28 protein-coding genes are annotated in these 24,642 nt (G+C 52.2%); 17 read left to right on the plus strand and 11 right to left on the minus strand.

Features of this window, described 5'->3' with window-relative positions; all coding sequences use genetic code 11:
• The first annotated feature begins 241 nt into the window (after positions 1-241).
• Positions 242-733, plus strand: a complete 492-nt coding sequence (locus tag R2103_RS12675) for an SRPBCC family protein (RefSeq protein WP_132424108.1) — start codon at positions 242-244, stop codon at positions 731-733.
• A 72-nt stretch (positions 734-805) separates the two neighbouring features.
• Positions 806-1,840, plus strand: a complete 1,035-nt coding sequence (locus R2103_RS12680) for a methyltransferase (RefSeq protein ID WP_317531748.1) — start codon at positions 806-808, stop codon at positions 1,838-1,840.
• Here R2103_RS12680 and R2103_RS12685 read toward each other — a convergent pair.
• From R2103_RS12685 to R2103_RS12705, 5 genes are all read right to left on the minus strand, one after another.
• On the minus strand, positions 1,837-2,931 hold the full coding sequence (locus R2103_RS12685) for an ADP-ribosylglycohydrolase family protein (protein WP_317531749.1): 1,095 nt from the start codon (positions 2,929-2,931) through the stop codon (positions 1,837-1,839). The genes R2103_RS12680 and R2103_RS12685 overlap by 4 nt on opposite strands.
• Positions 2,932-3,065: 134 nt before the next feature.
• Positions 3,066-3,887: a GTP cyclohydrolase FolE2 gene (folE2, locus tag R2103_RS12690; RefSeq protein ID WP_317531750.1), complete on the minus strand. Its 822-nt coding sequence runs from the start codon at positions 3,885-3,887 to the stop codon at positions 3,066-3,068.
• 72 nt (positions 3,888-3,959) lie between these two features.
• The gene (gene dxs, locus R2103_RS12695) at positions 3,960-5,804 is read right to left on the minus strand and encodes a 1-deoxy-D-xylulose-5-phosphate synthase (RefSeq protein WP_317531751.1); all 1,845 of its coding nucleotides are present in this window, start codon (positions 5,802-5,804) and stop codon (positions 3,960-3,962) included.
• A gap of 35 nt (positions 5,805-5,839) precedes the next feature.
• Complete coding sequence (locus R2103_RS12700; RefSeq protein ID WP_317531752.1) at positions 5,840-6,733, minus strand: farnesyl diphosphate synthase; 894 nt, start codon at positions 6,731-6,733, stop codon at positions 5,840-5,842.
• The gene (locus R2103_RS12705; RefSeq protein WP_317531753.1) at positions 6,723-6,977 is read right to left on the minus strand and encodes an exodeoxyribonuclease VII small subunit; all 255 of its coding nucleotides are present in this window, start codon (positions 6,975-6,977) and stop codon (positions 6,723-6,725) included. Before R2103_RS12705 ends, R2103_RS12700 begins: the two co-directional genes overlap by 11 nt.
• A 454-nt stretch (positions 6,978-7,431) precedes the next feature.
• Between R2103_RS12705 and R2103_RS12710 the strand changes: the two genes are divergently transcribed.
• The 10 genes from R2103_RS12710 to R2103_RS12755 all read left to right on the plus strand — a co-directional run bounded on the left by R2103_RS12710 (position 7,432) and on the right by R2103_RS12755 (position 16,819).
• Complete coding sequence (locus R2103_RS12710) at positions 7,432-7,896, plus strand: hypothetical protein (protein WP_317531754.1); 465 nt, start codon at positions 7,432-7,434, stop codon at positions 7,894-7,896.
• A 94-nt stretch (positions 7,897-7,990) separates the two neighbouring features.
• Positions 7,991-9,142 carry an N-acetyltransferase gene (locus tag R2103_RS12715; RefSeq protein WP_317531755.1) on the plus strand — a complete coding sequence of 384 codons (1,152 nt, stop codon included), beginning with the start codon at positions 7,991-7,993 and terminating at the stop codon, positions 9,140-9,142.
• A complete protein-coding gene (locus R2103_RS12720) occupies positions 9,139-9,978 on the plus strand; it encodes a nucleotidyltransferase family protein (RefSeq protein ID WP_317531756.1) in 840 nt (279 codons plus the stop codon). The genes R2103_RS12715 and R2103_RS12720 overlap by 4 nt, the downstream gene beginning before the upstream one ends.
• Before the next feature lie 67 nt (positions 9,979-10,045).
• Positions 10,046-11,128: an LPS export ABC transporter permease LptF gene (gene lptF / locus R2103_RS12725; RefSeq protein ID WP_317531757.1), complete on the plus strand. Its 1,083-nt coding sequence runs from the start codon at positions 10,046-10,048 to the stop codon at positions 11,126-11,128.
• The gene (lptG, locus tag R2103_RS12730; RefSeq protein ID WP_317531758.1) at positions 11,125-12,189 is read left to right on the plus strand and encodes an LPS export ABC transporter permease LptG; all 1,065 of its coding nucleotides are present in this window, start codon (positions 11,125-11,127) and stop codon (positions 12,187-12,189) included. The genes lptF and lptG overlap by 4 nt, the downstream gene beginning before the upstream one ends.
• Before the next feature lie 101 nt (positions 12,190-12,290).
• Positions 12,291-13,523, plus strand: coding sequence for a CDP-alcohol phosphatidyltransferase family protein (locus tag R2103_RS12735; RefSeq protein ID WP_317531759.1), 1,233 nt, complete (start codon positions 12,291-12,293; stop codon positions 13,521-13,523).
• Between the two features lie 25 nt (positions 13,524-13,548).
• Positions 13,549-14,553, plus strand: a complete 1,005-nt coding sequence (locus R2103_RS12740; protein WP_317531760.1) for a diacylglycerol kinase family protein — start codon at positions 13,549-13,551, stop codon at positions 14,551-14,553.
• Positions 14,554-14,568: 15 nt separating this feature from the next.
• A complete protein-coding gene (locus R2103_RS12745; protein ID WP_317531761.1) occupies positions 14,569-15,543 on the plus strand; it encodes a hypothetical protein in 975 nt (324 codons plus the stop codon).
• A gap of 42 nt (positions 15,544-15,585) precedes the next feature.
• Positions 15,586-16,233, plus strand: a complete 648-nt coding sequence (locus tag R2103_RS12750) for a DUF2959 domain-containing protein (protein ID WP_317531762.1) — start codon at positions 15,586-15,588, stop codon at positions 16,231-16,233.
• Positions 16,234-16,270: 37 nt separating this feature from the next.
• Complete coding sequence (locus R2103_RS12755; RefSeq protein WP_317531763.1) at positions 16,271-16,819, plus strand: YaeQ family protein; 549 nt, start codon at positions 16,271-16,273, stop codon at positions 16,817-16,819.
• Positions 16,820-16,838: 19 nt separating this feature from the next.
• Here R2103_RS12755 and R2103_RS12760 read toward each other — a convergent pair whose 3' ends face one another.
• From R2103_RS12760 to R2103_RS12775, 4 genes are all read right to left on the minus strand, one after another.
• Entirely contained in the window at positions 16,839-17,099 is a 261-nt protein-coding gene (locus R2103_RS12760; protein WP_317531764.1) for a hypothetical protein, read from the minus strand.
• A gap of 35 nt (positions 17,100-17,134) precedes the next feature.
• The gene (locus R2103_RS12765) at positions 17,135-17,440 is read right to left on the minus strand and encodes a hypothetical protein (protein WP_317531765.1); all 306 of its coding nucleotides are present in this window, start codon (positions 17,438-17,440) and stop codon (positions 17,135-17,137) included.
• Positions 17,441-17,608: 168 nt separating this feature from the next.
• Entirely contained in the window at positions 17,609-17,959 is a 351-nt protein-coding gene (locus R2103_RS12770) for a DUF488 domain-containing protein (RefSeq protein WP_317531766.1), read from the minus strand.
• 79 nt (positions 17,960-18,038) lie between these two features.
• Positions 18,039-18,422 (minus strand): surface-adhesin E family protein, encoded by a 384-nt coding sequence (locus R2103_RS12775; RefSeq protein WP_317531767.1) that lies wholly within the window; start codon positions 18,420-18,422, stop codon positions 18,039-18,041.
• A 321-nt stretch (positions 18,423-18,743) separates the two neighbouring features.
• Between R2103_RS12775 and R2103_RS12780 the strand changes: the two genes are divergently transcribed.
• The 5 genes from R2103_RS12780 (at position 18,744) to R2103_RS12800 (ending at position 23,468) form a co-directional block, all read left to right on the plus strand.
• A complete protein-coding gene (locus R2103_RS12780) occupies positions 18,744-19,391 on the plus strand; it encodes a MotA/TolQ/ExbB proton channel family protein (protein WP_317531768.1) in 648 nt (215 codons plus the stop codon).
• Entirely contained in the window at positions 19,378-19,779 is a 402-nt protein-coding gene (locus R2103_RS12785; RefSeq protein ID WP_317531769.1) for a biopolymer transporter ExbD, read from the plus strand. The genes R2103_RS12780 and R2103_RS12785 overlap by 14 nt, the downstream gene beginning before the upstream one ends.
• A 10-nt stretch (positions 19,780-19,789) precedes the next feature.
• On the plus strand, positions 19,790-20,653 hold the full coding sequence (locus R2103_RS12790) for a hypothetical protein (RefSeq protein ID WP_317531770.1): 864 nt from the start codon (positions 19,790-19,792) through the stop codon (positions 20,651-20,653).
• Positions 20,654-20,799: 146 nt separating this feature from the next.
• Positions 20,800-22,137, plus strand: coding sequence for an HD-GYP domain-containing protein (locus tag R2103_RS12795; protein ID WP_317531771.1), 1,338 nt, complete (start codon positions 20,800-20,802; stop codon positions 22,135-22,137).
• Between the two features lie 29 nt (positions 22,138-22,166).
• Positions 22,167-23,468 carry a GGDEF domain-containing phosphodiesterase gene (locus R2103_RS12800; RefSeq protein ID WP_317531772.1) on the plus strand — a complete coding sequence of 434 codons (1,302 nt, stop codon included), beginning with the start codon at positions 22,167-22,169 and terminating at the stop codon, positions 23,466-23,468.
• A gap of 16 nt (positions 23,469-23,484) precedes the next feature.
• Here R2103_RS12800 and R2103_RS12805 read toward each other — a convergent pair whose 3' ends face one another.
• The gene (locus tag R2103_RS12805) at positions 23,485-23,874 is read right to left on the minus strand and encodes a hypothetical protein (protein ID WP_317531773.1); all 390 of its coding nucleotides are present in this window, start codon (positions 23,872-23,874) and stop codon (positions 23,485-23,487) included.
• Between the two features lie 116 nt (positions 23,875-23,990).
• The gene (locus R2103_RS12810; protein ID WP_317531774.1) at positions 23,991-24,590 is read right to left on the minus strand and encodes a glycoside hydrolase family 19 protein; all 600 of its coding nucleotides are present in this window, start codon (positions 24,588-24,590) and stop codon (positions 23,991-23,993) included.
• Between the last annotated feature and the right edge of the window lie 52 nt (positions 24,591-24,642).

The following is a 24,642-nucleotide window of genomic DNA, read 5'->3' on the forward strand; positions in this document are numbered from 1 at the left end:
AACTAGTAGGTGGCAGATAGCTGATCTCGGATGGTTGGTTTGCTTTCAAAAAAGTTCTTTTACAGGGTTTCCCGAGGCTTTCTTCATTATATCCTTCATGTTCTTGATTTGCATACCCGCTCTCATCTTTTCACTCTCACCCGGCAAGCAACCAAAGTACTTGTAATCCTCTCTTGATTGGTTTAACGTCTCGGTTGGCAATCGATTAACCTGCTGAACTCGACGGCAAGGGCGCAACGCTATGTTCAACTTAGGTTCCATGCTCAATCTGGGCTCTACCGAGCCGGTCATCGGACGGGCGCACACCATCGTGTCCTGCTCGGCCGCGGAGCTTTTCCAGTATATTGGCGTGGGTCTATTCGATAACTATCCGAAATGGTCTCCGGAAGTGAAAGAGCTGGAGCAAATCACGCCCGGCCCTGTCCAGCTTGGAACGGAAGGGCGGCAGGTGCGCGTTGATCAGGGGCGGCGTTCGGAATCGAAGTTCAAAATTTCCGCCTTTGAGCCAGGTCAGCGCATCACATTGGTTGGCGTATCCGACCCTTTCCGCTGCACTTATGAATTACAGGAAATCAGTCCGGCGCAATCCACTAAATTGACATTTTCTTTTGAGCTGCTGGAAATTCTGGCGATTATGCGGCCTTTTGAAGGATTGGTACGGGTTGCCATCAAAGACGGCGCGGGCAGGACCGTACAAAACATCAAGCGCTTGGTTGAAGCGAAGCCATCATGAAAATTCCCGTTTGTCCGCAACCGCTTTGGCTGATGATCTTCACCGCAATCGCTTAATGTTCAAGGAGAACTAATGACACAACCTACCTCTTCCAACATTCAAATACCGCGTGTCGATGATCGTCCGGTATGGGATGTGGTGTTCGCGGTTTATGGTTATCCTGCTTTATTGCTGGCGCACCGGCTCAAAGTGTTTGCCTTGCTGGAGGATAATCCGCGCACGTTGACAGAGATTTGCGATGCGCTCAATCTCAAGCCGCGTCCGGCAGAAGCGATTCTGACCGTCGCTACCGCACTGGGTTTTTTGTCGCTACAGCAGGAGCGTTATGCTCTCACTGCGGTGGCGGAAGAATACTTACTGCTGAAAAGTCCCAATTACTTCGGTTTTCTCTGGGATCTGATGATCGACAATTATCAGGTATGCTCCTTCACAAGCCTGGAAAAATCCATTCTGACCGATTCACCGCAGATTTACGGCGGCGGCGACATTTATCAATCGCACGAAGAACAGCTCGAATTGCTGCATCGCTTTACCAGCGGCATGCACAGCATGAGCATGGCTTCCGCGCTGATTTGGCCGGGCATTCTGGATTTCTCCCGGCACCGGATGATGCTGGATATCGGCGGCAGCTCCGGCGCGCATTCGATCGGCGCGGCTCTGCGTTTGCCTAATCTGCAAGCGATTGTCCTGGATTTTCCACAGGTATGCGAAGTGGCCGAAGGATACATTGTGGAATACAACCTGCAAGAGCGCATTAAAACCTGCGGCGTCAATATCTGGAACGATCATTGGCCATCCGCCGATCTGCATTTCTTTTCCAACATGTATCATGACTGGCCGCCGGAAAAATGCCATTTTCTGACCGCAAAAAGTTTCAGGTACTTGGAATCCGGCGGGCGTATCGTGATTCATGAAATGCTGTGCAACGACGATAAGACCGGCCCGTTCGCACCGGCCGCTTTCGGCATGATGATGATGGGCTGGACGGAAGGGAAGCAATACTCCGGTTTGGAACTCTCAACCATGCTGAAAGAAATCGGCTTTGAGGACATCCAAATCCATAAGGCTTCCGGCTATTACAGTATCGTAACCGGGCGAAAGCCTTAATTTCCAGTGATTGCGCTATCCGTCTGCGCAGCGAGGCTTTTCGCTAGATTTATAAGTGATTCCGAGTCCTCGAGTCCATCGAGAAAGCGCTGAGGGATACCAGCCAACCCCACCTGGGCACCCACTAGCGCACCGGTAAGAATCGCACGCGCTTGATTCTGGCCTCCGCCATTGACGGCATGCAACACAGCGGACTCAAAATCATCCCCAAAACGAGCAGCAAGATAATACACGGCGGGCAGTTGGTGATAAATGGCGCACGGCATGCCATAGACGATCGACACTTTCCACGCCGGTTCGATGCGAATATCCTCATCCGCCGCCGCTTGGGCCATATAAGACGGCGTCAGCAATGCATCCGGCGATGCAAAACGCCCGGCGCGTGGCGGATCAGGATCGCCTGGGCGCGGCGGTTGCAAATCGGTGAAGGTTACGGCATGAAAGGGCAGTTTCCCGGTTTTCACCAGTTGCATCAATTTTCCGGACAACGCCGCATCCAAAGCATGCCCTTGCATCAGCATGCTCAGCACGGCCGCATAAGCAACCGTCATTGAAATTACCGTATCGTCGATCTGGGTCAGGTGAGTATTGCTTGCTACTGTAGCGGCCAGCTCGGCAGGCTGGAAAGCATAGCGGACAGCAAGCGCCAACGTGCGCTCAATCGCTTCGGTGGTATCCGCATGTCCGCCTGTTTTCCCCCACGGCAATTTTTGCTCCACCCGGCAGCGCCAGGCATCACGAATCGATTGGCTGGTGTAACCGCCCGGCCCGCTCATGGGCGTGCCGTCGAGAAATGGAAACAGTTGTTCGTCCAACCTGCGGCAAAAATCGGCTTCGTCGTATCGGCCATTTTCAACGAGGGAATGCAACATGTGCGTGAGGATGATGCCTGATTGGGAGAGCTGACCGGCCTTGCGTCCGCTATGGTAGCGGCCCGGTTTGGGATCGGTATAAGTGGTGATCCATTCCCCGTAATCACGCCGCAATTCGGCGAGATTGTAATACCAATGAGGACCAAGCGCCAAAGCATCGCCGATGAAAGCGCCCATAATGGCACCGGCGGCGCGTTCCTGGTTAGTCGTGTGCGACATGAAAGCCTCCTTGACCGGTCACAAGTGCTGCGGCAGCACTTCTTATGCTGCTGAAACCATTGACAGCTGCGGCGCCTCCGGTTTCAGGTGCATTCCTAGCTGTACTAGCCGCAAAAAAGCTTCAAAGCGGCGATTTATTCCAGCGCTATCCCCGAGGATTGGGTTTTGTCATTCTTAATCAGTGCATACGCTGAATGATTATGAATCGATTCAAAATTCTCCGACTCAACCACATAGGCATCGATTCGTTCATCGCGGTTCAACACTTCGGCGATATCCCTGACGATGTCTTCGACAAATTTGGGATTGTCGTACGCTTTTTCAGTCACGTATTTTTCGTCCGGCCGTTTCAGCAAGCCATAGAGTTCGCACGACGCATTCGTCTCGGCAATCCGGATAACATCCTCAATCCATACAAAACTGTTGGTGCGTACGGAAATCGTCACATGCGAGCGCTGGTTATGCGCGCCGTAATCGGATATTTTCTTCGAGCACGGACAAAGGCTGGTGACCGGAATGATGACTTTCATGGTGAACAGGTACTCACCATCTTTAATTTCACCAATAAAGGTCACTTCGTAATCCAACAAACTTCTGACCTGAGAAACCGGAGCGGATTTATTGATGAAATACGGAAAGGACATTTCGATATGACCCGAGTCCGTTTCCAGCTTCTGAATCATTTCCCGCAAGATGACCTGGAACGACTCAACGGAAATTTCTCGTTCATGGCTGTTGAGGATCTCGACAAAGCGGGACATGTGCGTGCCTTTGAAGTTATGCGGCAAATTCACGTACATGTTAAATACCGCGATGGTATGTTGCACACCATCGCTTTTATCCGCCACAACCACGGGATGGCGTATAGCTTTAATCCCTACCCGGTCGATCGCAATACGCCGGGTATCGGGCGAGCTTTGCACATCGGCAATCGGCAAATCTATCTGTTTATTCATGTCTCTCTCCTGTGCGATGAGGAATTCATTCCCGGCAACATCGAATCAAATATTCAGCCGATCCCAGAAACGTTACGCAGGCAAAATTGCTCGCACTGATTTAATAATACCGTCTTTATCCAGCCCGCAATCCGCCAGCATTTGCGCATGATCGCCCTGGTCGATAAAAACATCCGGCAAACCCAGTTGCAGCACCTTGACATTGATCCGTTGACTGTTGAGTGACTCTGTTACAGCACTTCCAGCGCCACCCAGAACCGTATTCTCTTCCACCGTCACCAGCACATCGTGACTGGCTGCCAGAGAGGCCACCAAATCATCATCTAAAGGCTTGATAAAACGCATATTAGCGACCGTCGCGTTCAATTCTTCCGCTGCGCTCAGACACGGTGTCAGCATGCTGCCAAACGCCAGCAATGCAATCTTCCCCCCCTGGCGGCGGATTTCCCCCCGGCCTATGGGCAACGCCTGCATGTCCTTTTGAACCTTCACACCCGGCCCGGTTCCCCGCGGATAGCGCACCGCCGACGGTGTATCCAGTTTAAAAGCAGTATACAACATCTGCCGGCATTCATTTTCATCCGCCGGCGCCATGACGGTCATATTCGGAATACAACGCAGGTACGACAAATCAAAGCTACCCGCATGCGTCGGCCCATCCGCGCCCACCAGACCGGCCCGGTCAATGGCAAACACCACCGGCAAGTTCTGGATGGCGACATCGTGAATCAGCTGATCGTAAGCACGCTGCAAAAAGGTCGAATAAATCGCCACCACAGGCTTCAAGCCGTCGCAGGCCGCGCCTGCGGCGAAGGTGACGGCGTGTTGCTCGGCAATACCGACATCAAAATAACGTTCGGGATATTCCTGTGAAAAACGCACCAATCCCGAGCCTTCGCGCATCGCCGGAGTAACGCCGATCAAGCGGGAATCCTGCGCTGCCATATCGCACAACCAATCACCAAATATTTGCGTATAGGCTGGTTTTCCAGCCGGCTTGGCGACAATGCCTTTTTCCGGATCGAATTTTCCAACACCGTGGTACAGAATCGGATCTTCTTCGGCCACTTTGTAACCGGCGCCCTTGCGAGTCACCACGTGCAGAAATTGCGGGCCGTCCAGTTGTTTGATGTTGTTCAGCGTGGTAATCAAGACATCCAGATCGTGGCCGTCGATCGGGCCGATATAATTAAATCCGAATTCTTCAAACAAAGTACCCGGTGTCACCATGCCTTTGACATGTTCTTCGGCGCGTTTAGCCAGTTCCAGCACCGGTGGAACGACTCCCAGCACTTTCTCACCGGCGCGCCGTGCCGTGGCGTAGAAACGTCCCGACATCAGCTTGGCCAGATAATTGTTCAATGCACCGACCGGCCGCGATATCGACATATCGTTGTCATTCAAAATAACCAGCAAATTGGCGTCCATCACACCGGCGTTGTTCAATGCTTCAAACGCCATCCCGGCGCTCATGGCGCCATCGCCGATGATCGCAATCGCGCGCCGGCCGGTATGATTCAGACGCGCGGCAACCGCCATGCCCAGCGCGGCACTGATCGAGGTGCTGGAATGCGCGGTACCGAAGGCATCGAATTCACTTTCGTCACGGCGCGGAAACCCGGCAATCCCGCCGTGCATGCGCAGCTTGCTCATGCCTTCGCGCCGTCCCGTCAGAATCTTGTGCGCGTAAGTCTGATGCCCCACATCCCAAACCAACTGGTCGTGCGGCGTATTAAAGACATAGTGCAACGCAACGGTTAATTCGACCGTACCCAGATTGGAGGACAAATGCCCGCCGGTTTTTGCTACCGATTCGACAAGAAAGTCACGGAGCTCATTGGCAAACTGCGGCAATTTCTTTTGCTCCAGTTCACGTAACTGGGATGGCGAGTTAATGGTATCTAACAGTGGATACATTCAAGACCTGAAAATAAAAAAGAAAGAAGAAAAACTTAGAATTTACGTTTAATTATAAAATCGGTTACCTGGCGCAATCTTGCCGCGGCTTCACCGAAACCATCCAGTGCTTGATCCGCATCGCGTTGCAATTTTTCCGCCAGCTCACGCGCCTGACTGATACCCAGAATACTGACATACGTGGGCTTATTGTTTTCCGCGTCCTTACCGGCTGTTTTGCCCAATGTAGCGGTCGTCGCTTCGGCATCCAGCAAGTCGTCGACCACCTGAAATGCCAGACCGACACACTTGGCAAAATGATCCAGCTTGTTTAACTGTTCGTCAACCAAACGGCCGCTGCACCGCGCGCCCAGCATCACCGCCGCGCGAATTAATGCGCCGGTTTTATGGATATGCATGAATTCCAGCTCCGGCAGGCTGAGCATTTTGCCGACACTATCCAAATCAAACGCCTGTCCGCCCGCCATGCCGCGCGAACCCGAAGCCAGCGCCAATTGCGCAATCATTTCCAGTTGCGCTTGCGGTGTATCCGCCAAACGCTTTTCCGCCAACAATTCAAAAGCCAGTGTTTGCAAACTATCGCCCGTCAACAGTGCGGTTGCTTCGTCAAATTCAATATGACAGGTCGGTTTACCGCGCCGCAACACATCATCATCCATACACGGCAGGTCGTCATGCACCAACGAATAGGCATGGATTAATTCCACTGCTGCCGCGGCGACCGTTACGCGCTCTACATCCGCTGCCGCAAGCTCACCTGCCGCAAATGACAACAGCGGACGGACTCGTTTGCCGCCACCCAGCACGGAATAACGCATGGCTTTATGCAATCGTACCGGAACGCAATCGCTCGCGGGCAGTCTCGTATCCAGAAACGTTTCAATCCGTGCCTGACAACCGCTTGCCCAACTCTGAAAATCAACGCCCATCGCTATCGGATCTAGTGAAGTTTTTTAACATACCGGCTTCCAGCACACGCACCTGCTGTTGCGCGCCTTGCAGTTTATTTTGACAATATTGCAACAACTCCGCTCCCCGCTGATAGGCTGCCAGAGAAGCTTCCAATGACATCTGCCCCGCTTCCATGGCCGTCACGATTTTCTCCAATTCAGCCGACGCCGCCTCAAAGCTCTCCGGTTGCGATGGCGCAGCCTGTTTAGATGATTTGGTCATAAGACGCCAGCAAGAAACTCATATGCAGAATAATAAGTGGTTCAATTACAAAAAAACAGACAAAAATAACGCAATTAGCCGTATCAGGTCAATTCAAATTTAGAAATGGCTATCATCATACCTTCTTGAAGCCGGGGACAAGCACTCAAGAAGCCGCACAGATCACCGGTTACCTGTGATTGCAATTATCGCAGGAAAATTGACTGCGATTTCCCGATGACTTGTTTGCACTGTCAGCCGCGCACTGGTAATCATATTGATCCATGCATATTACTATGGCAAGATACGGGCCTTGGATGGCATCATCGAAACCGGTAAGCATATGTGATGAAATAAAAATGGCCGCTTGCCTATTTTGATCGCCACACCCGCTTATTTCAGCAATATTCTTGGTAGCGGTTCGCAGTATAAGAACCTATTCTATTTTTTCTAACGCACATTAATTGAGAATATCGTGAACGAAATCCTTGATCAAATCGCCTCATATTTTGAAACCGTGCCGCTATGGCCCTTTGTCTTATTCGGCTTGCTTGGGGTAGTGGCTATTATGGTCGATATCGTTAACCGCAAGCGCCGCGCCATGGCCATCGAAAATTTCCGCTATACCATCGAAATTGAATTGGCCGATATGTATCCGCAACATAAACGCTGGCCGCCCAACATTAACCATTACCTGACATCCCGGTTGCCGGAGATGTATCAAAATTTTGAAGTGCTGCGTGTTTTCATCCGGCAGGATCATTTACTCAAATACAACACGGATTGGAACAATTTTCGTGATTTCTGCCGCACGCTTACCGATGAAAAAATTGCCGCAGCGGAACAGAACGCTACCGGCCAATCCGCCAGCAACGAACCCGATCCCAAAGCCGTTTTTCATCAACTGGTAACAAACTTACTGAAGCATACTGAAAAGTAGCAATTCCCGGCCACGCCGGTCAGAACAGCAAATCAGCATGAATTTATAATTCTTTTTCGCGGCACTATCATCAAAACGACATCGTTCACCTGCCATGACTCAACACGATAAGCCGGTCAATCCCAGAGTAACGGTGCGCCCGGTCATGTCTTACCGCGATATGGGTAAGTTTATCGAGGTGCCGTGGCATGTCTATGCGAACGACCCGATGTGGGTGCCGCCGCTACGTCTGGAGCGGCGTTTTCATTTTTCCCGCTTCAATCCCTATTTTAAGCATGGCGAATGGCAAGCCTGGGTCGCCTTTCAAAACGGTCAGCCGGTTGGGCGCATCAGCGCGCAAATCGATTCGCTGCATCAGGAACGCTATGGCGCCGACAGCGGCCACTTCGGCCTGCTGGAATGTATCGACGATGCGGAAGTTTTCGCTGCGCTGCTGCTGCACGCGGAAGCTTGGCTCGCTTCACGGGAAATCCGCCGGGTCAGCGGCCCGTTTAACCTGTCGATCAACCAGGAATGCGGCATTCTGGTCGAAGGATTCGATACGCCGCCAGTGGTCATGATGCCGCATTCGCCGCGCTGGTATAGCCGTTTACTCGAAGCACAAGGCTATCTTCCGCAAAAGGATTTATTGGCTTACAAAGTCAAAGTCGATTTTGAAATACCGCGTGTCATGCAAGCAGTAATTAACCGGTTCTCGCCGAAAATCAAATTACGCACATTACAACGCGATCGATTCGATCAGGAAATGGAGACGCTGCGCGACATCTTTAACGATGCCTGGTCGGAAAATTGGGGTTTTATCCCGTTTACGCGTGAAGAATTTGCTGAACTGGGCAGCAGCCTACGGCTGTTATTGCCCGACGACTATATTCAAATCGCCGAGGTCAACGGCGAACCGGCGGCATTTATGGTCGCACTGCCCAACCTCAACGAAGTGTTGATCGAACTCAACGGCAGTCTGTTTCCGTTCGGCTGGCTGAAACTAATCAATAAAGTCCGCAGCCACCAAATCCACACTGGGCGCATTCCGCTGATGGGAGTGCGAAAAAAATATCATAATACTCCGGTCGGTTTGGCGCTGGCCTGCCTGGTCATCGATGCGCCCCGTCAAGTAGGCATGAAGCGGGGTGTCAAGGAAGTTGAGATGTCCTGGATATTGGAAGATAACATAGCGATGCGCGGCATCCTCGACAGCATTGGCAGCGAACAATACAAGCGCTACCGTATTTATGGAAAAACACTATGAGCGCTGAACCCCATCCGGCAGCGCAGCGGTTCGCCGCGGTGGTTCTAGCTGCCGACCGCACCGGCAAAGATCCCATTACGTTGCATACCGGCTCGGCCTGCAAGGCTTTCGCACCGGTGGGCGGGGTACCGATGATTATTCGCGTTTTGGATACATTGAAGGCTTGCGATCTGATCTCCAGCGTCATCTTGTGCGGGCCTCCCGAATCGCTGCACGATCGCTGCCCGGAATTAAAGCAGCGTATCGCTTCCGGGCAGGTGACCTGGCTGCCGAATCTGGATTCTCCCAGCCGCAGCGCTGATCGCGGCCTCAGCCACATACCGCTCGACACACCGGTATTATTAACCACGGCCGATCATGCCTTACTCACTCCCGGCATCGTGCGCAGTTTTTTACAGAATGCCCTGACCATGCAGTGTGATGCCGCGGTAGGCGCCGTCAGCGGGCAAGCCATCGCCGATGCATTCCCCGGTTGCAAGCGCACCATTATCCGTTTGCGCGATGGCGGATTCCGCGGCTGCAATCTGTATGCATTCAACCCGCAAGGGCGCGCACTGGTCGGATTCTGGCAGCAAGCCGAAGATTTGCGCAAACGTCCGTGGCGGTTGATCGGACAGGTGTTGGGATTCAACGCAGTATTGTTATATGTCTTTGGACTGCTCACATCGCAACGCGCTTTAGCTGCGGTATCGGAAAAATCCGGGGTCAACATCCAGCTGGTTATGCTGGACGATCCTCGCGCCGGTATCGATGTCGACAAGGTTGAAGATTTAATGCTGGCGGAAGCAATCCTCGGCCGGAAAACCGGTTCCGAAGGCAGCACTGATCCATCTTGAACAATATTCACCTGTATTCCCGATGATATTCGCCTTATTGTCAGTCAATAACTGATCAAACCGATGTATGAAATTAATTGAACGGTATATCGCGCGCGAAATATCACTGCCTTTCACGGTAGTTATCCTTGTTTTGGTCGGTCTATTCGCCAGTTTCATCAGCGCCCGGCTGTTAGCAGGCGCCGTAACGGAAACCTTGGGCGTTACCGCGCTGCTCAAGCTGGTATTCTTAAAAACGCTGATCGCGCTGGAAGTATTAATCCCCATCGCACTCTATATTTCGGTCATCATCGGCCTCGGCAGGCTCAGCAAAGATCAGGAACTCAACATCATCCGCACGATGGGGGTCAGCGGCACGCGCATTGTACTCACGGTATTGACGGTAGCAATACCGGTTGGCCTTATCAGCGGCATGCTGTCATCGTATGTGCGCCCGTGGGCCTATGCCGAAAGCTATATGCTCGATGCGCAAGCGGAAGCGGAACTCAACACCAATCGTTTCCAAGCCGGGCGTTTTTATGGCAGTGAAAAAACCGGCCGGGTTGTGTATGTGCGCAGCAAAAACGACGCTGACAAGGAAATGCAGAATATTTTTCACTACATCAAGAAAAAAGAAGGCAGCGAAATTGTCATTGCCAAGCAGGCCCGTCAGATTCAACCGGCAACTAAGGAAGAAAGACCGCACATTCTGTTATCCGACGGCGTAGTGTACGAGTTGAGTAAAACAGCCAATATCGACGATGTCATACAGTTCGAGAAGATGACTTATTTCATCGACAACGACTATGTGCTGAATTACCGGCGCAAGGCAGCCGCCACTCGCACCTTATGGGAATCCACGCAGCCGCGTGACATCGCGGAACTGCAATGGCGGCTTTCCCGCCCGCTCTCGGCGATTCTAATGGCTTTGATCGCGGTGACATTCATTCGTATCTCGCCGCGCCAGGATAAAACCGAGCGAACCTACATCGCCGCCGCCCTGGTTTTCGCCGCCTATTACAATCTCAGCGGATTGGCCAGATCCTGGGTTGAACAAAGTGTGGTCGGCAGCATACCGGGTGTCTGGTGGCTGGATCTGCTAATGCTGACAGGACTCGGTATGTACGCATTGTTATCAAACAAAAAACAGCTCTTCGCGCGCCCGCAATGATTATTTATCGCTACATTGCCTACCAGGTCCTGATCGGCTTCGTGATGTCCACCGCCGTCCTGCTGCCATTATTCAGTTTCTTCGACCTATTGGATCAACTGGATGACGTGGGTAGAGGAACTTACCGCGCCCAAGACGCGTTCCTCTACACAGCCATGATATTGCCGCGCCGGTTTATTCAGATCGCACCTTTTATCGCATCTCTCGGCACGGTGGTTGCGTTGGGAAAACTAGCGGTCAATTCGGAATTGATCGCCATGCGGATTGCCGGCGTTTCCCCGTTGCAGATCAGCTTCGCGCCGTTGAGCGTTGGTATTGCGCTACTGTTGCTTGTCGCCATCCTGGAACAATTTGTCGCGCCGCAACTGCAACAAAAAGCCATCACCAATCGCGCCATCGCGCTGGAACAAAGCGCGGAACTAGGCAAGAACCTGGGGATCTGGACGCGCAACGAGCATAACATTCTGCGCATCGGCATGATCGTGCACAACAAACGCGCGGCCGATATCGAGATTCTGCATCTGAGCGCGGAAGATCGCCTGCTCTCGCATACCGTTGCTGAATATGCCGACATTGTGGAAGATCAAGTCTGGGAACTCAGCAATGCAGTAATCAGAACATTCCACGACGACGGCCGGATCTCGGTGAATCATGCCAGTTCGATCCGCTGGCCTTCCTTCGTCAATCCGGAAGATATTGCAACATTGACCAAGCCGCCGGAAAGCTTGTCCCCGCTGGAATTGGTACGGCATGTGGAATTTCTCCGCAGCACCGGCCAGGAAGCCGACTCCTACGCCCTGGCGCTGTGGCGCAAAGCGGGCGGCGCAATAATGACGGTCGCCATGTTGCTGCTATCGGTTCCGCTGGTATTCGGGTCGATCCGCTCCGGGCTGAGCAATAAGCTCATTCTCGCCGCGTTGATTGGTCTTGCGGTTTACTTGCTCGATCAAATTATCGCCAATGCCGGTCTGATCCTGCGCTTGAACCCCGCGCTCGTCGCTCTGGCGCCGGGATTGGCGTTGATCAGTCTGGCCATGCTCTGGTTACGCCGGACTTCTTAACAGCCGTGTATTAACTGCTGTTATTGTTACCGCAAAACATCTAAAATCTCATAGTTTGGCGTAACGTGTTGCACTTGAATAATCCTAATTCTCCATCACACATGTCGACTGCAACTTATATCTATTTTTTCGGTGAAAGTGAAATAACCATCTGGGGATTGACCGGACGCGAGCGCTTGCGGCGCATGCTGCAAACGCATAAGGACATCATACTGACCGATGACGTTGAAAAAATTCCCGTTACCGCTACCGCCCTATTCCTGAATTCCAATATTCTATTCGATGCCCGGGTGCTTAGCGCATTGCTCGGCATGGATAAGAAAATCGCCTTGTATAGCGACGAAGGCTGCCCCGCGGCGATCCGCACCGACGGCAATTATGCGCCGCAATTGTTGCGCAATCTCAATAACAACAAGGATCAGAACTATAAATTCGCGCTGCTGACGATCCCGCGCGTTGGATTAAAAGATCTGCATATCGATTACCAGCAGAATCTAAAAAAGAAAGATCCGCCGTACATTCTGCCGGTCAGCGAAGCCAACCGTCCGTTACTGGAACAAGAGCTGTTTTCCGGATCGTATAAAGGCGTCACCGATCTGGTCACCAAATGGGTCTGGCCGGTACCGGCATTTTGGACCACGCATTTTTGCGTGCGCCACGGCTGGTCACCCAATCACGTGACCTATCTCAGCGTGGTGTTTGCCGTGCTGGCGGGATTGGCGTTCTGGGGGGGATTCTTCGGTATCGGATTACTGATGGGCTGGTTCATGACCTTTCTCGATACGGTGGATGGAAAACTGGCACGCGTCACGGTGACATCCAGCCGCTTCGGTGATGTCTTGGACCACGGCTTGGATATCATTCACCCACCGCTGTGGTATCTGGCTTGGGGATTGGGTCTGGAAGGCACAGCGACGCCGCTGGCTCCTTTGGGAATTCTAATGGGACTGATGTTTTTGGGATATGTCGGCGGACGGTTGTGCGAAGGCGCATTCCAGTTCTGGCTGGCGCACTTCGACATGTTCATCTGGCGCAAAATGGATTCTTTCAACCGCTTGATCACGGCCCGGCGCAATCCGAACCTGATTTTGCTCACGTATGGCTGGTTAAGCGGCCGCCCGGACATCGGATTGCTCTTAGTGGTGCTGTGGCACCTGGCTTCAACCGGCATTCTGCTCTGGCGCTTGGCCGATGGCTGGCAAACCAAACAAAAGGAAGGCTCGTTGCGTTCCTGGTTGCAGGATATCGATCCGGCGCGTGATCGCGAACAATGGGCAGTGAAAATTTTCACGCGCGCCCCGATCGATCTTAGAAAACCGTTTCCGCTTTCGTAACAGCTACATTTCATAACAATACCTGATGACGTTACAAGCGCGGATTGACCGTCTGAAAAGCGGAACAGCCAAAACCGGTTGTTTGCTCAACCCCATGGGCGGTCAGGTACGTAAACGCAAACCGGCGATCCGGCAAGCGCTGGACGACATACCCGGCATGCTGGTGTGCGAAGCCAATGATGCGATCACTTTCAAGAGCGCGGTTGATCAATTGCTCCAAGCGGATATCGACTTACTGGTGATCGTAGCCGGTGACGGCACCACGCACGCCATCTTCGGCCATTTATTCGCAGCACGCGCTCCCGCTGACTGGCCGCTCATCACGATCATACCGGGCGGCACCACGAATATGACGCCGCTGGACCTGGGCGTGCGCGGCAAACCCGAACAAATCATCCAGCGCTTGCACGCCTATTTGCGCAGACCATCCGCTCCGAAACTGGCGCAACGCCCGGTTTTACGTATCGAACAGGCTGGCATGAATCCCATTTATGGCATGTTTTTCGCTGTCGGATTGGTCGCGCGCGGCGTAAAATTTTCACGCAGCCCGGTCAAGCAAATCGGTATCACCGGCGGTATTTTCACCGCGATGATCATGCTGCGATCGTTGATCGGCATGCTCGCCAACATGATTCTGGGCCGTCAGCAAAGCGAATGGGCGCCGGTCAACATGACCCTGACGGAAGCCAGCGGACGGATTCACCAGGGCACTTATCTGTTTGCATTGGTCAGCGCGCTGGATTGCCTGTTATTGAACATCCGCCCGTACTGGGGAACAGAACCGGCGCCGTTGCATGTGACATTGGTCGATCAGCAACATAAGCGTCTGTGGCGCTCGGTATGGCCGATATTATCGGGTGGCGGCGCGGTGCTACAGGAAAAAGACGGCTACTACAGCCACAATACCGGCTCCTTATCGGTGCACATGGACGACGAATATATTGTCGACGGTGAATTGTACCGGTCGGTTAATCCGCAAGCGCCAATCAACATTACCGCCACCGATCCCGTGACATTTCTCGTGCTATAGCTATAGGATATCGCCATGACCAACCCTTTACTCTCAGCCATTGCGCAACTGCCCGCCGAATTGATCGATGAAGTCGCGGCGGAAAGCAAAAAAGCGGTTTCCGCCGATTTCGCCCCTTTGGTGGATGCGCTTATCATGCGCTTTGGCGAGTCGCTCGATGCCGTGATTCTGTACGGTTCCTGCCTGCACTCCGCCGTGAGCCTGGAAGAAGGCATCGTCGACCTGTATGTCGTCGTCGACAGCTATCACAAAGCGTATCCGGAACGCTATTTGGCGACCCTCAATGCCTGGCTGGCGCCCAATGTGTTTTATCTGGAAGTTCCGCACCAGGAAAAAACATTGCGCGCCAAATACGCCGTCATTTCCACTGCCGATTTTGCACACGGCGCGCAGTTCTGGTTTCACTCCTACATCTGGGCGCGCTTTGCGCAACCGTCACGGCTGCTGTATGCGCGCGACGATACGGTGCGGCAGCGTATTTATGCCGCATTGGCGCATTCCGTCATTACCTTTTTAAAATCCGGCGTACCTGCGCTGGAAGCCGACACCCTGGATGTCGAGGAAATCTGGACTCGTTGCCTGATCCTCACCTACGCCGCTGAGTTGCGCGCCGAAAATGAAACGCGCGCGCGTCATCTGGCGCAAGCCAACCGGGATGCATTTACCCGCCTGACAGCCGCCGCCAGTCCGCTATTGACAGAAATCCTGGAAAAACAGGGAAACGGGCAGTACCGCTGCCTGACCCGTCCGGTCAGTCAACGGCAAGCATTGTTGCGCTGGCGGCTGCGCCGCTGGCAGGGCAGAGTCCTGTCGATCCTGCGCTTGGCCAAAGCTACGCTGACCTTCAGCAATAGCGTCGACTACGCCGCCTGGAAAATCGAGCGGCACACCGGTGTGCGCGTGGAAGTCACACCGCTGCTGCGCCGCCACCCTATTTTATGGGGCTTGAAAGTAGCCCGGCAATTATTACGGCGCGGCGTATTGCGCTGACGAACATCATCTGATTAACATAAACTTTCATTGGAGACACGCATGAATCATGTCATTCGCTTATTTAGCCTGCCGGTATTGTTGATGCTGAGCGCTTGCACCACGATGTATCTCGAAGGCCTGGAAAAAGTCGGCATTCCCAAACGCGACGTGATGGTCTACCGCGTTGAGAAAGCGCGCGACACGCAGCAAGAAACCAAGGAACAGTTCAAGTCCGCCCTGGAACAATTCACCGCCGCGACGAATTTCCAAGGCGGCGATCTGGAAGCCACCTACAAAAAACTGAACGATGCTTATGAAGCCAGCGCCGGTAAGGCGGAAGAAGTCAGAAGCCGCATCGCCGATATCGAAAGCGTCTCGGAGGCGCTGTTTACCGAATGGAAGCAAGAGATCACGCAATACAGTAATGCATCACTGCGGCAAAACAGCCAGAAAAAACTCGACGCCACCCAAGTGCACTACCGCCAGCTGATCGCATCGATGAAACAGGCGGAAGCCAAAATCGAACCCATCCTCACCGTGTTTCACGATCAGGTCATGTACCTCAAACACAATCTGAATGCGCGCGCCATCGCTTCGCTCAAAGGCGAATTGGGCAACATCAAATCGGATGTTTCGGTTTTGATCGCTTCGATGGAAAAATCCATCAATGAAGCGAATACGTTCATCAGCACGATGGAAAATAAATGACACCGGCCACTCGCTTAAAAAATTCAATGGGGTATCTGTGGCACTGAAACCGACCATTTATAAATTCAAAATCGCGCTGACCGACCTCAACCGCCAGTATTACGACACACTCAACCTGACCATCGCGCAGCATCCGTCCGAAACGCTGGAACGGATGATGGCGCGCATGCTCGCGTTCTGCCTCAATGCGCAGGAATCGCTAACGTTCACCAAAGGACTCAGCAGCGCTGAAGAACCCGACCTCTGGGCGCACACCCCGGATGGCCGGATTGCGCTCTGGATCGACGTCGGCGAACCCGCCCCCGAGCGCATCAAAAAAGCCACCCGGATCGCGCAAACCGTCAAGGTATATAGTTTTAACACAAAATCGACTGTGTGGTGGATGCAGGAACAAGCAAAATTCAACGAATTGACCGCGGCCATTTTGCAGTTTCAATCTCAGGACATTCAGGCATTGGCCAAGTTGGTACAACGGACGATGGATATCTCCGTCACCATCAGCGAACAATCGGCTTATGTGGCGGCGGAAGCGGGGGAATGTGAGGTGAATTGGGCAATGCTATGTAATGACTTATATAAAACATAATAGTTTTAGCTTAAAAGCATTAAGAATCAATTAATGATTGCAGTTCAGAACTATGCAATAGCTCATAGGCCATTTGCCGAATTGCGACAAAGTGAGCATTGGTAATTTGCTCGTCACATTCTATACCATCCTGATTAACCAATAATAAGCCAAGACCTCCATCCTTTGAAAGCTCTGCATAATTAGGCTTAAGCCTGGAATCAACATGCGCTCCACCATCTTGATTTGCGGCAGCTAGTACAATGTCTTTTCTTGAAAGCCTGACATCTGGATTGAGCACGTAAACGACTTGCTCCCACCACTGCTGCGCAGGTATTAGCTGCTTAGTCCACCCCCCCCTAATCCAGGTTGGTAGGACGGACCATCAGAACCAACCTGCAAAATACCTAATCCCATATAATAAAAAACAGTTTCAATATTTTCACACTCAGCTGTGCTCAGAAGATTGATTTTCTCCGCACTTAAGTGCTGTAATAATGAAGTTGATTGAGAGGTCTGATGCAGCAATACACGCATTACCGTGGCCATGCGAATTGCTTCGTCATGATAACCTAGATCATAAGCTGCGGCTGAACGTTCCAAAAATGAGAGCTGCCGTTTTAATTGAGCGACAAAATCCATTTCCATTTTGCTTTCTGACCAAAATTAACAAACCACAAATTAAAACACAAAGCTCGTTCAATCCATACAAACCGTCTCTTCAATATAAAGGAACATCGAATTCGCTGCAAAGCCAAACCAATCCAGAGATTCTTCATGTTGTGCGCCGATCACGCCATCTTAGCGACGTTACGTTAAGTCCTCGAGATATGCTTTGAGTACCAGCGCGTGAGTATGCTCCTTATCCTTTGCACCGTACACGAGTGTAACCGGTCCACGATGGACCTGTTCCGCGAGTTGTTCCACTGCTTCAGCATTATGGCGCAGCTCTGAAAAGTAACGATCGCTAAATTCGCTCCATTTTGCTGGATCGTGATCAAACCACTTCCGTAGGGATGTACTGGGGGCGATATCCTTGAGCCACAAATCAATGCGCGCCGAATCCTTGGAGACTCCCCGCGGCCAAAGCCGGTCTACCAAAACCCGGAATCCATCATCCGGCCCGGGCGGTTCATACGCACGTTTCAGCAAAATGACCATCGGCGGTTACTCCATGAATAATCACTGAATTAACATTTGTTTCAAATTCCCCCACACCGCGAAATACCAGCCGGTGGATTCAATCTATGCAAACCGTTTCCTCAATATGCCGGAACATCGAATTCGCTGAAAAGCTAAACCAATCCAGGGATTCTTCGTGGTGTGCGCCGATCACCATGCCGGTGGCTTCTTTATCCGGGTACAGCAACATCGTGATTGAACGGGCTTTGTGGCGGGTGCAGTCGAATTCGTACAAAGTTTTCACCGCATGATGCCCGCCTTTTTGCTTCTCAGCGTAACTGGACAACACCCAGATCTTCCTGAATTGACCGTCTTTCCGCAGAGTTCCGGGATCAAAATAGTGCGTTTCACCGGATTTCCCGGCAATATCCACGCTCACCCATTTGGCCTGCACGGGTAGCGCAGCTAGCAGTAAAACAAGTACCAATACACATTTTTTCATGATTAATCGCTATAATTGATTGTGCAATTTTATTTTCTTCTCCCCCAGAATCCCCACGCCGCAGGTCATTCCCACCGGGGCTTCTTCTTTGTTGCAGAAAGCAATAAATGCCGGTCATTTTGCCACTAAATAGTTTCCACTGTGGGTGTTTTCAACTATTCTTAGCATCCAGTCAGCCTCGTCATGGCAGCAATGAGAATTTATTTTGTGCGGACATTTTGCATCGTTTGACTGACTGCAAGAATTGCTTGTGTGCATTAAATCCGCCGGGTACTGGAAGTCTACCGCGTTATGAATAGCATTAATCTGGAGTTAAATATAATGGAAGAGTTGAATCAAGCCTGGGTCATGTTGAAGCTTGGCGGGATCATTATCGTTCCGCTGGCTTTACTGGCGATTGTCGCGCTGGCAATCATGTTCGAGAAAGCGTTTATCTACTGGCGCTACGCACGGTTATCCAGCGATTTGCTAAACCTGGTGGAAACCTATGGGTTCAAATGGAATGATCTGGAAAAAATACTTTCCGGATTGGACAGCCGCCACTATTACAAGCGTTTTTTCGAGGTCGTGATTTCCAACCGGCATCAACCGGCCTGGTGGACGGAATCGCGCGCCGCCGATGAAGCGCAGATTATCGAGGAAGCGCTGGCGCGCCGTCTCTGGGCTTTGGAAACCATCGTCACCGCCGCGCCGCTGCTGGGGCTGGTCGGTACCGTGGTCGGTATGATGCGCGCCTTCCAGGTGATCGGCAGCGAAGGCGTGGTGAATCCCACAGCGGTTACCGGCGGTGTGGCGGAAGCGCTGATTGCGACCGTGGTTGGGTTGGCGATTGCGCTGGTAGCGTTGTTCGGTTTCAATTACTTTTCCCGCTTGCAATCGCTGACGATGGATGAAATGGAACGCCTGGGTACGCGGCTGATCGACAACATCCGTCTGGATCAACAGAGCACTAGCAATGAAGCTCCGTAAATCGCGCACGGTTCAGAAAGGCAGAATCGAGATCATCCCGATGATCGACGTGATGTTTTTCTTGCTGGCGACATTCATGCTGGCTTCGTTATCGATGCAAAATCTGGATTCATTGCAGGTCGACCTGCCCGAAGGCCAGGCGGAAAAGCTCAGCGCGGAAAAACCGGCTACATTGACACTGACCAAAGACGGCAAAATCTATATCAATCAGACTGCGGTTACACTGGATACACTGGCCAACACGCTCAAACCGCTGCTGGCAGACTCCAAGCAAAAATTGATTGTGTCGGCGGATAACGAAGCGCCCCAGGGTATCGTCGTGCAAGCCATGCTGCGAGCCCGCGCCGCCGGTGCCCAGCATTTTCTGATTGCAGTGAAACACAAATAACGTACAAAGCATGGCCAGCTCCCGATCGAGAGAAATTCGCCTATGGTGGCCGTTGCCGCTGGCTGCGCTCGTCTGGGTACTGATTATCTGGGGTTTGGGATTTTTTCTGTCCATGCCGGAGGTGGAAATTGACACACCGCCGCCCATCGCCGCCAGTTTTATCGATCTGAGCGAAGACGAAAACGCCACCAGTTCGATGCCCGCATCCGCGCCCAGCCCGCCCCCGCCACAACCGGAAAAACCCAAAATCGAAGAACCCAAGCCCGCGCCCAAATCACCGCCGCTGCCTGCTCAGGCAAAGCCGCAAACCAAGCCCAAGGCAGCCGATAAACCCATAAAACCGAAAGCGCCCATTCCTGCGAAAGAAGTCGCAAAAACCAAAGCGCCGCCGCAACCGCCCGCCGATGCGCCGTCGGATCTTTCCGAATACATCAATCAATCCAAAGCACGCCGCCGCGCGGAAGGGCTTTTCGATACGCCGGATTCCGCTCCCGCCGCCACGGCCAAGCAACTGTCCGCGGATGAAATCCGCATGGCCAATATCCGGCGCAATCTGCAAAACCCCGGCACCAGCGGCATATTTCAGATTCTCCGTATCGGCCCGCGCACCGCCGATTTCTCATTTCGCGCCTGGACCACGGGGCAAAGCAATCCGCGCCTGCAAACGGTTCACGTCGAAGCCGGGCCGGATGGCAATGTCGAACTGGCCATTATCCGCCGCATGATTCAATTGATCCGCGAACATTACAAAGAAGATTTCAACTGGGAATCGCACCGCCTGCATCGTGTCGTGGTGTTATCTGCACGCGAGAAAGATACCGCGGGGCTGGAAGAATTTCTGATGCGCGAGTTCTTTATTAATCCTGTACGGTAAAGTCTGCCGGACTTAAGAAACACTCCCAATACGTCGTAACAATAAAATATGAGAAAGCTTCCGCGATCTCTATTTTTATTTACCTGGAATTAAACATTAAACTCTGATAGATAAATATTATCTACCTACCCGCCAGCCTTCATAGAATGATAAGCAATAGCACAATCGAAGTTTCCGTTAGTGACTTACAACTGGGAATGTTTGTCAGTGATCTTGATCGCCCCTGGCTTGAAACACCTTATCTGATTCAAGGCATTCTGATCCAGTCGCAGAATGACATTGACGAGCTTAAACGCTATTGCGCGCATGTTTACGTGGACATGGATAGAAGCGAGCCATTCATTGCGCAACAACGCGCGCCGCATGCCACCACTGCGCCGGATTCTTTGCTTCAGCAATCTCCAGGGCGACCCATGCCTCACGCCGATTCTCGCACTTCATCCAGCGCTACAAGCTGGCACCAGCCGCCAACAGGAACGCAAGAAGCCGAACCGCTGGATGTGCTGCGGCGCGTTAAAACCTATGCGGATATTTGCACGGCTGAACAAGAAATCCCGGCAGCAGTAAAGGCACATGACATTGCCTCCACTTTATTCAACGATATCAGTTTCAACCTTGAGCACGAAATCAAGATTGATATGCAGAAGGCTCATGAGGTCGTCGACACATTGTGTGAAAGCGTTATCCGTAACCCCGATGCAGCACTTTTACTGGCGCAGCTTAAAACCACTGGCAAAGCGCTTTACGATAGCGCGATCAAGACCTCGGTCCATCTGTTGGCGTTCGGGCGGCATCTTGGTCTGCCGCGTAAAGAACTGGCAATACTGGGTTTGGGCGGATTGCTGATGGATATCGGCAAATTACGCTTACCCAAAGCGATTCAAGCCAAAAGAAACATGTCGCTCACGCCGGATGAGCGCAAGCTGATGAAACGCCACATCGCCTATGGAGAAGAGATAGCTTCTCAGCTGAGTGATGCACCGGAAGAAGTCATTAAAATTATTCTTCAGCACCATGAGCGCGAGAACGGCAATGGCTACCCTTTCGGTTTGTACGCCAATCAACTACATGCTTATTCGCGCATGGCGGCTATCGTCGATTGCTATGAAGAGATCATCTGGGGAGAGCCCAGCATGCCGGGCATGAAACCATTCCAGGCTTTGAAGGAACTCAAGGAAAATGCGCAAAACGGCCTCAATTATACTTTGGTGGAACAATTTGCCCAGTGTGTCGGCATGTTCCCGGTAGGCAGCCTGGTTGAGCTCAATACAGGCGAGATTGCCATCGTGCTCACGCATAATCGCACACAACGCTTTCTTCCTTGCATCATGATCATTTGCGATGCCGGAAAAAAACCCTACAGCACCCCGTTGACCCTAGACTTAAGAACCGCTGGAGCAAGCCCGAGCGGTATCCAGTATGCCATAGTCAATGATTTACCCCAGGGTGCTTATGGAATCGATCCCCAGAAATATTACTTATAAGCTGTTGCACTTACCGGCGCCGTGAATTTATGACTGTACTTGTTTATCAGGATTTCTTGCAACACGCTTCCCGCCAATTGGGCAGTGCCCACCCCAGCGGTCTGCGCAGCGCGGTGCTGATCGTCAACTTTGAGCGGCTAGCGGAATTGGACGGCGTGCTTGGCTTTACCGTCGTCGACGACATTCTGCAACAAATCGCCGGTCAGCTCAGAAACGCTTTAAATCCGCAAGATCTGGTCGGTATAACCGGACGCTATCAATTGTGCTGTTTACTGGCCGATTTGCTCACCGATGCGCATGCCATGCTGGCTGCGCATAAAATTATCCGGATTTTGGCACAGCCTTTTGCATTTGGCAGAAGAAACATCATCCTTGCTCCGCGCATTGGCGTGGCTTTACCCGATGAAAGCAACCATACGCTCGATCAACTGATGAGCAGCGCCAGTTCGGCGGTACGTCAGGCAAAACTGGAGCAAGAGCCGATCAAGCTTTTTGTGGCCGAATTGCAAGACCCCTTGCTTTTTCATATCGATCTTTGGTCCGATCTGGGAAACGCCATCGAAACAGGCGGATTGCATTTGGGTTATCAACCGCAAATCGATATACCCAGCGGCAAGATCAAAGCAACCGAGGCGTTGCTGCGTTGGAATCACCCCAATCATGGACCGATTCGAACGGATAAATTAATCCAGATCGCGGAAGGAACCGCGCTCATGCCCAAACTCACTTTATGGGTTTTCCACACCGCGTTGAGAGAATGTGCTGAATATCGCAAAGCCGGATTACATGCCGGTATTTCGATTAACTTTTCCGCCGACGATCTGCGCGATCCGGAACTCACGGAACTCGTCGCGCAAGGCTTAGCCTTGTGGAATGTCCCGGCTGGCGATATCACCATCGAGCTGACCGAAACAGCGGTAATGGCTAGTCATGCTGGCACACTGGACACTTTGCATCAGCTTAAAAACATGGGCATAAAACTCGCCATGGACGATTTTGGAACGGGATATTCATCAATGGCGCGCATGTTGGATTTGCCTTTGGATGAAGTAAAAATCGATATGGTGTTTGTCCGGCATATGGCAACCCGCCATAAGCATGACCGTATCGTCGATTCCATGATCACTCTCGCGCACCGCCTGAATCTGTCGGTGGTTGCCGAAGGCGTGGAAGATCTTGCGACTTATCAGCGTCTACGAACATTAGGATGTGACGTCATTCAAGGCTACCTCATTGGCAAAGCCATGCCGTTGCCGGAGCTCATCAAAGCAGTCAATAATCAATCCTTCGATTTTCTACGAACCTCGCCGCACACGGCAACTGAAAGCTGAATTACGTTCTGCCGGATTAATCAAGCCCCGGAATCTGGAATTCATCCCGGTCAGCAGGCAAGTTTGCATGGCTGAAAAATTCCTCGCTTAATTTCGACACCGGCACATCCCGGCATTCCAGGTTAGCGGCTAATTGCCCGTTCTTCTCCACCGCAACACCGTCCTTCGCGCCCCATCCCTTGCCGATTGCGGTATACACGATGTAGTGATGCTGTCCGTTGATAAAACGCAGATAACCGCCGCCACCGCCCGCAAACATCAGTGTTCGCGCTTGCACGTACGACGCAGCCGGGGCAGCTTTCGTCAAATCGGGAAACACCAGCTCAGGCGCGCCTTTCAATCCGAAACGGTATTGCAGATAACCGCTGCTGGCGGAGAAATCGTGCGATGCGCACACAGAAACCATTTTTTTTCCGAATGAACACGAAAATATGATTTGTTCATCCGCTTGGCAATGCGATTCCCCTGCCCAAACGGGGGCGGCAATCAAGCCGAGCAATCCGCCAATTAACGAAACCGTTTTCAAGCCAATAACGCGTAATATTGTTTGAAATGGTTAATCCGGTCATCCAGCCCCAGCGTTCCGCCATTCACTTTCTTGGTGATCCTGGTTACCACGTCATCGCTCGCGCCTTGATCGGCCAGATCATTGAGCGCTCTGGTACTCCAGAACCACGCCGCGGATAACAGCGGATATTTGGTTTTGACCCAATCCGGATTGGCGGCTACATCATCGCCGATCGCCTTGGCCAACGCGCTGTAATTATCTTTACCGGTCAGTTGAATATAGCCCCGGCCACGGTATTTATAGCCTTCTTTGCTGGCTTCATCGCCGTTTCCCATACGATTGGCATAAACGCGCGAGGCGATTTTTTCCGGTTGACGGGCATAGCTATCCGCCAGGTCGCCGGGAAAGTATTTTGAAAATACTTTTTTCAATCCATCGGCGGAATAATTCAGATTTTCTTCCAAGGCTTTGAACTCTGCACTTTCGTGGGCGCATTGCGCGAGAAAATGCGCCAGACGCAATGGTGAATCGATGCCAAACTTGGCGGCGCAATCCGGGATTTGGGCCAGTACGGCATCGGGAACATGGGTTTTCAGTTTATCCAGGGGTAACATCTTCGCTCTCCCAAATGTTTAACAGTGAAATGACTGATCGACATACAATGAA

This window comes from Nitrosomonas sp. Is24 (assembly GCF_033063335.1).
Lineage (GTDB): Bacteria > Pseudomonadota > Gammaproteobacteria > Burkholderiales > Nitrosomonadaceae > Nitrosomonas.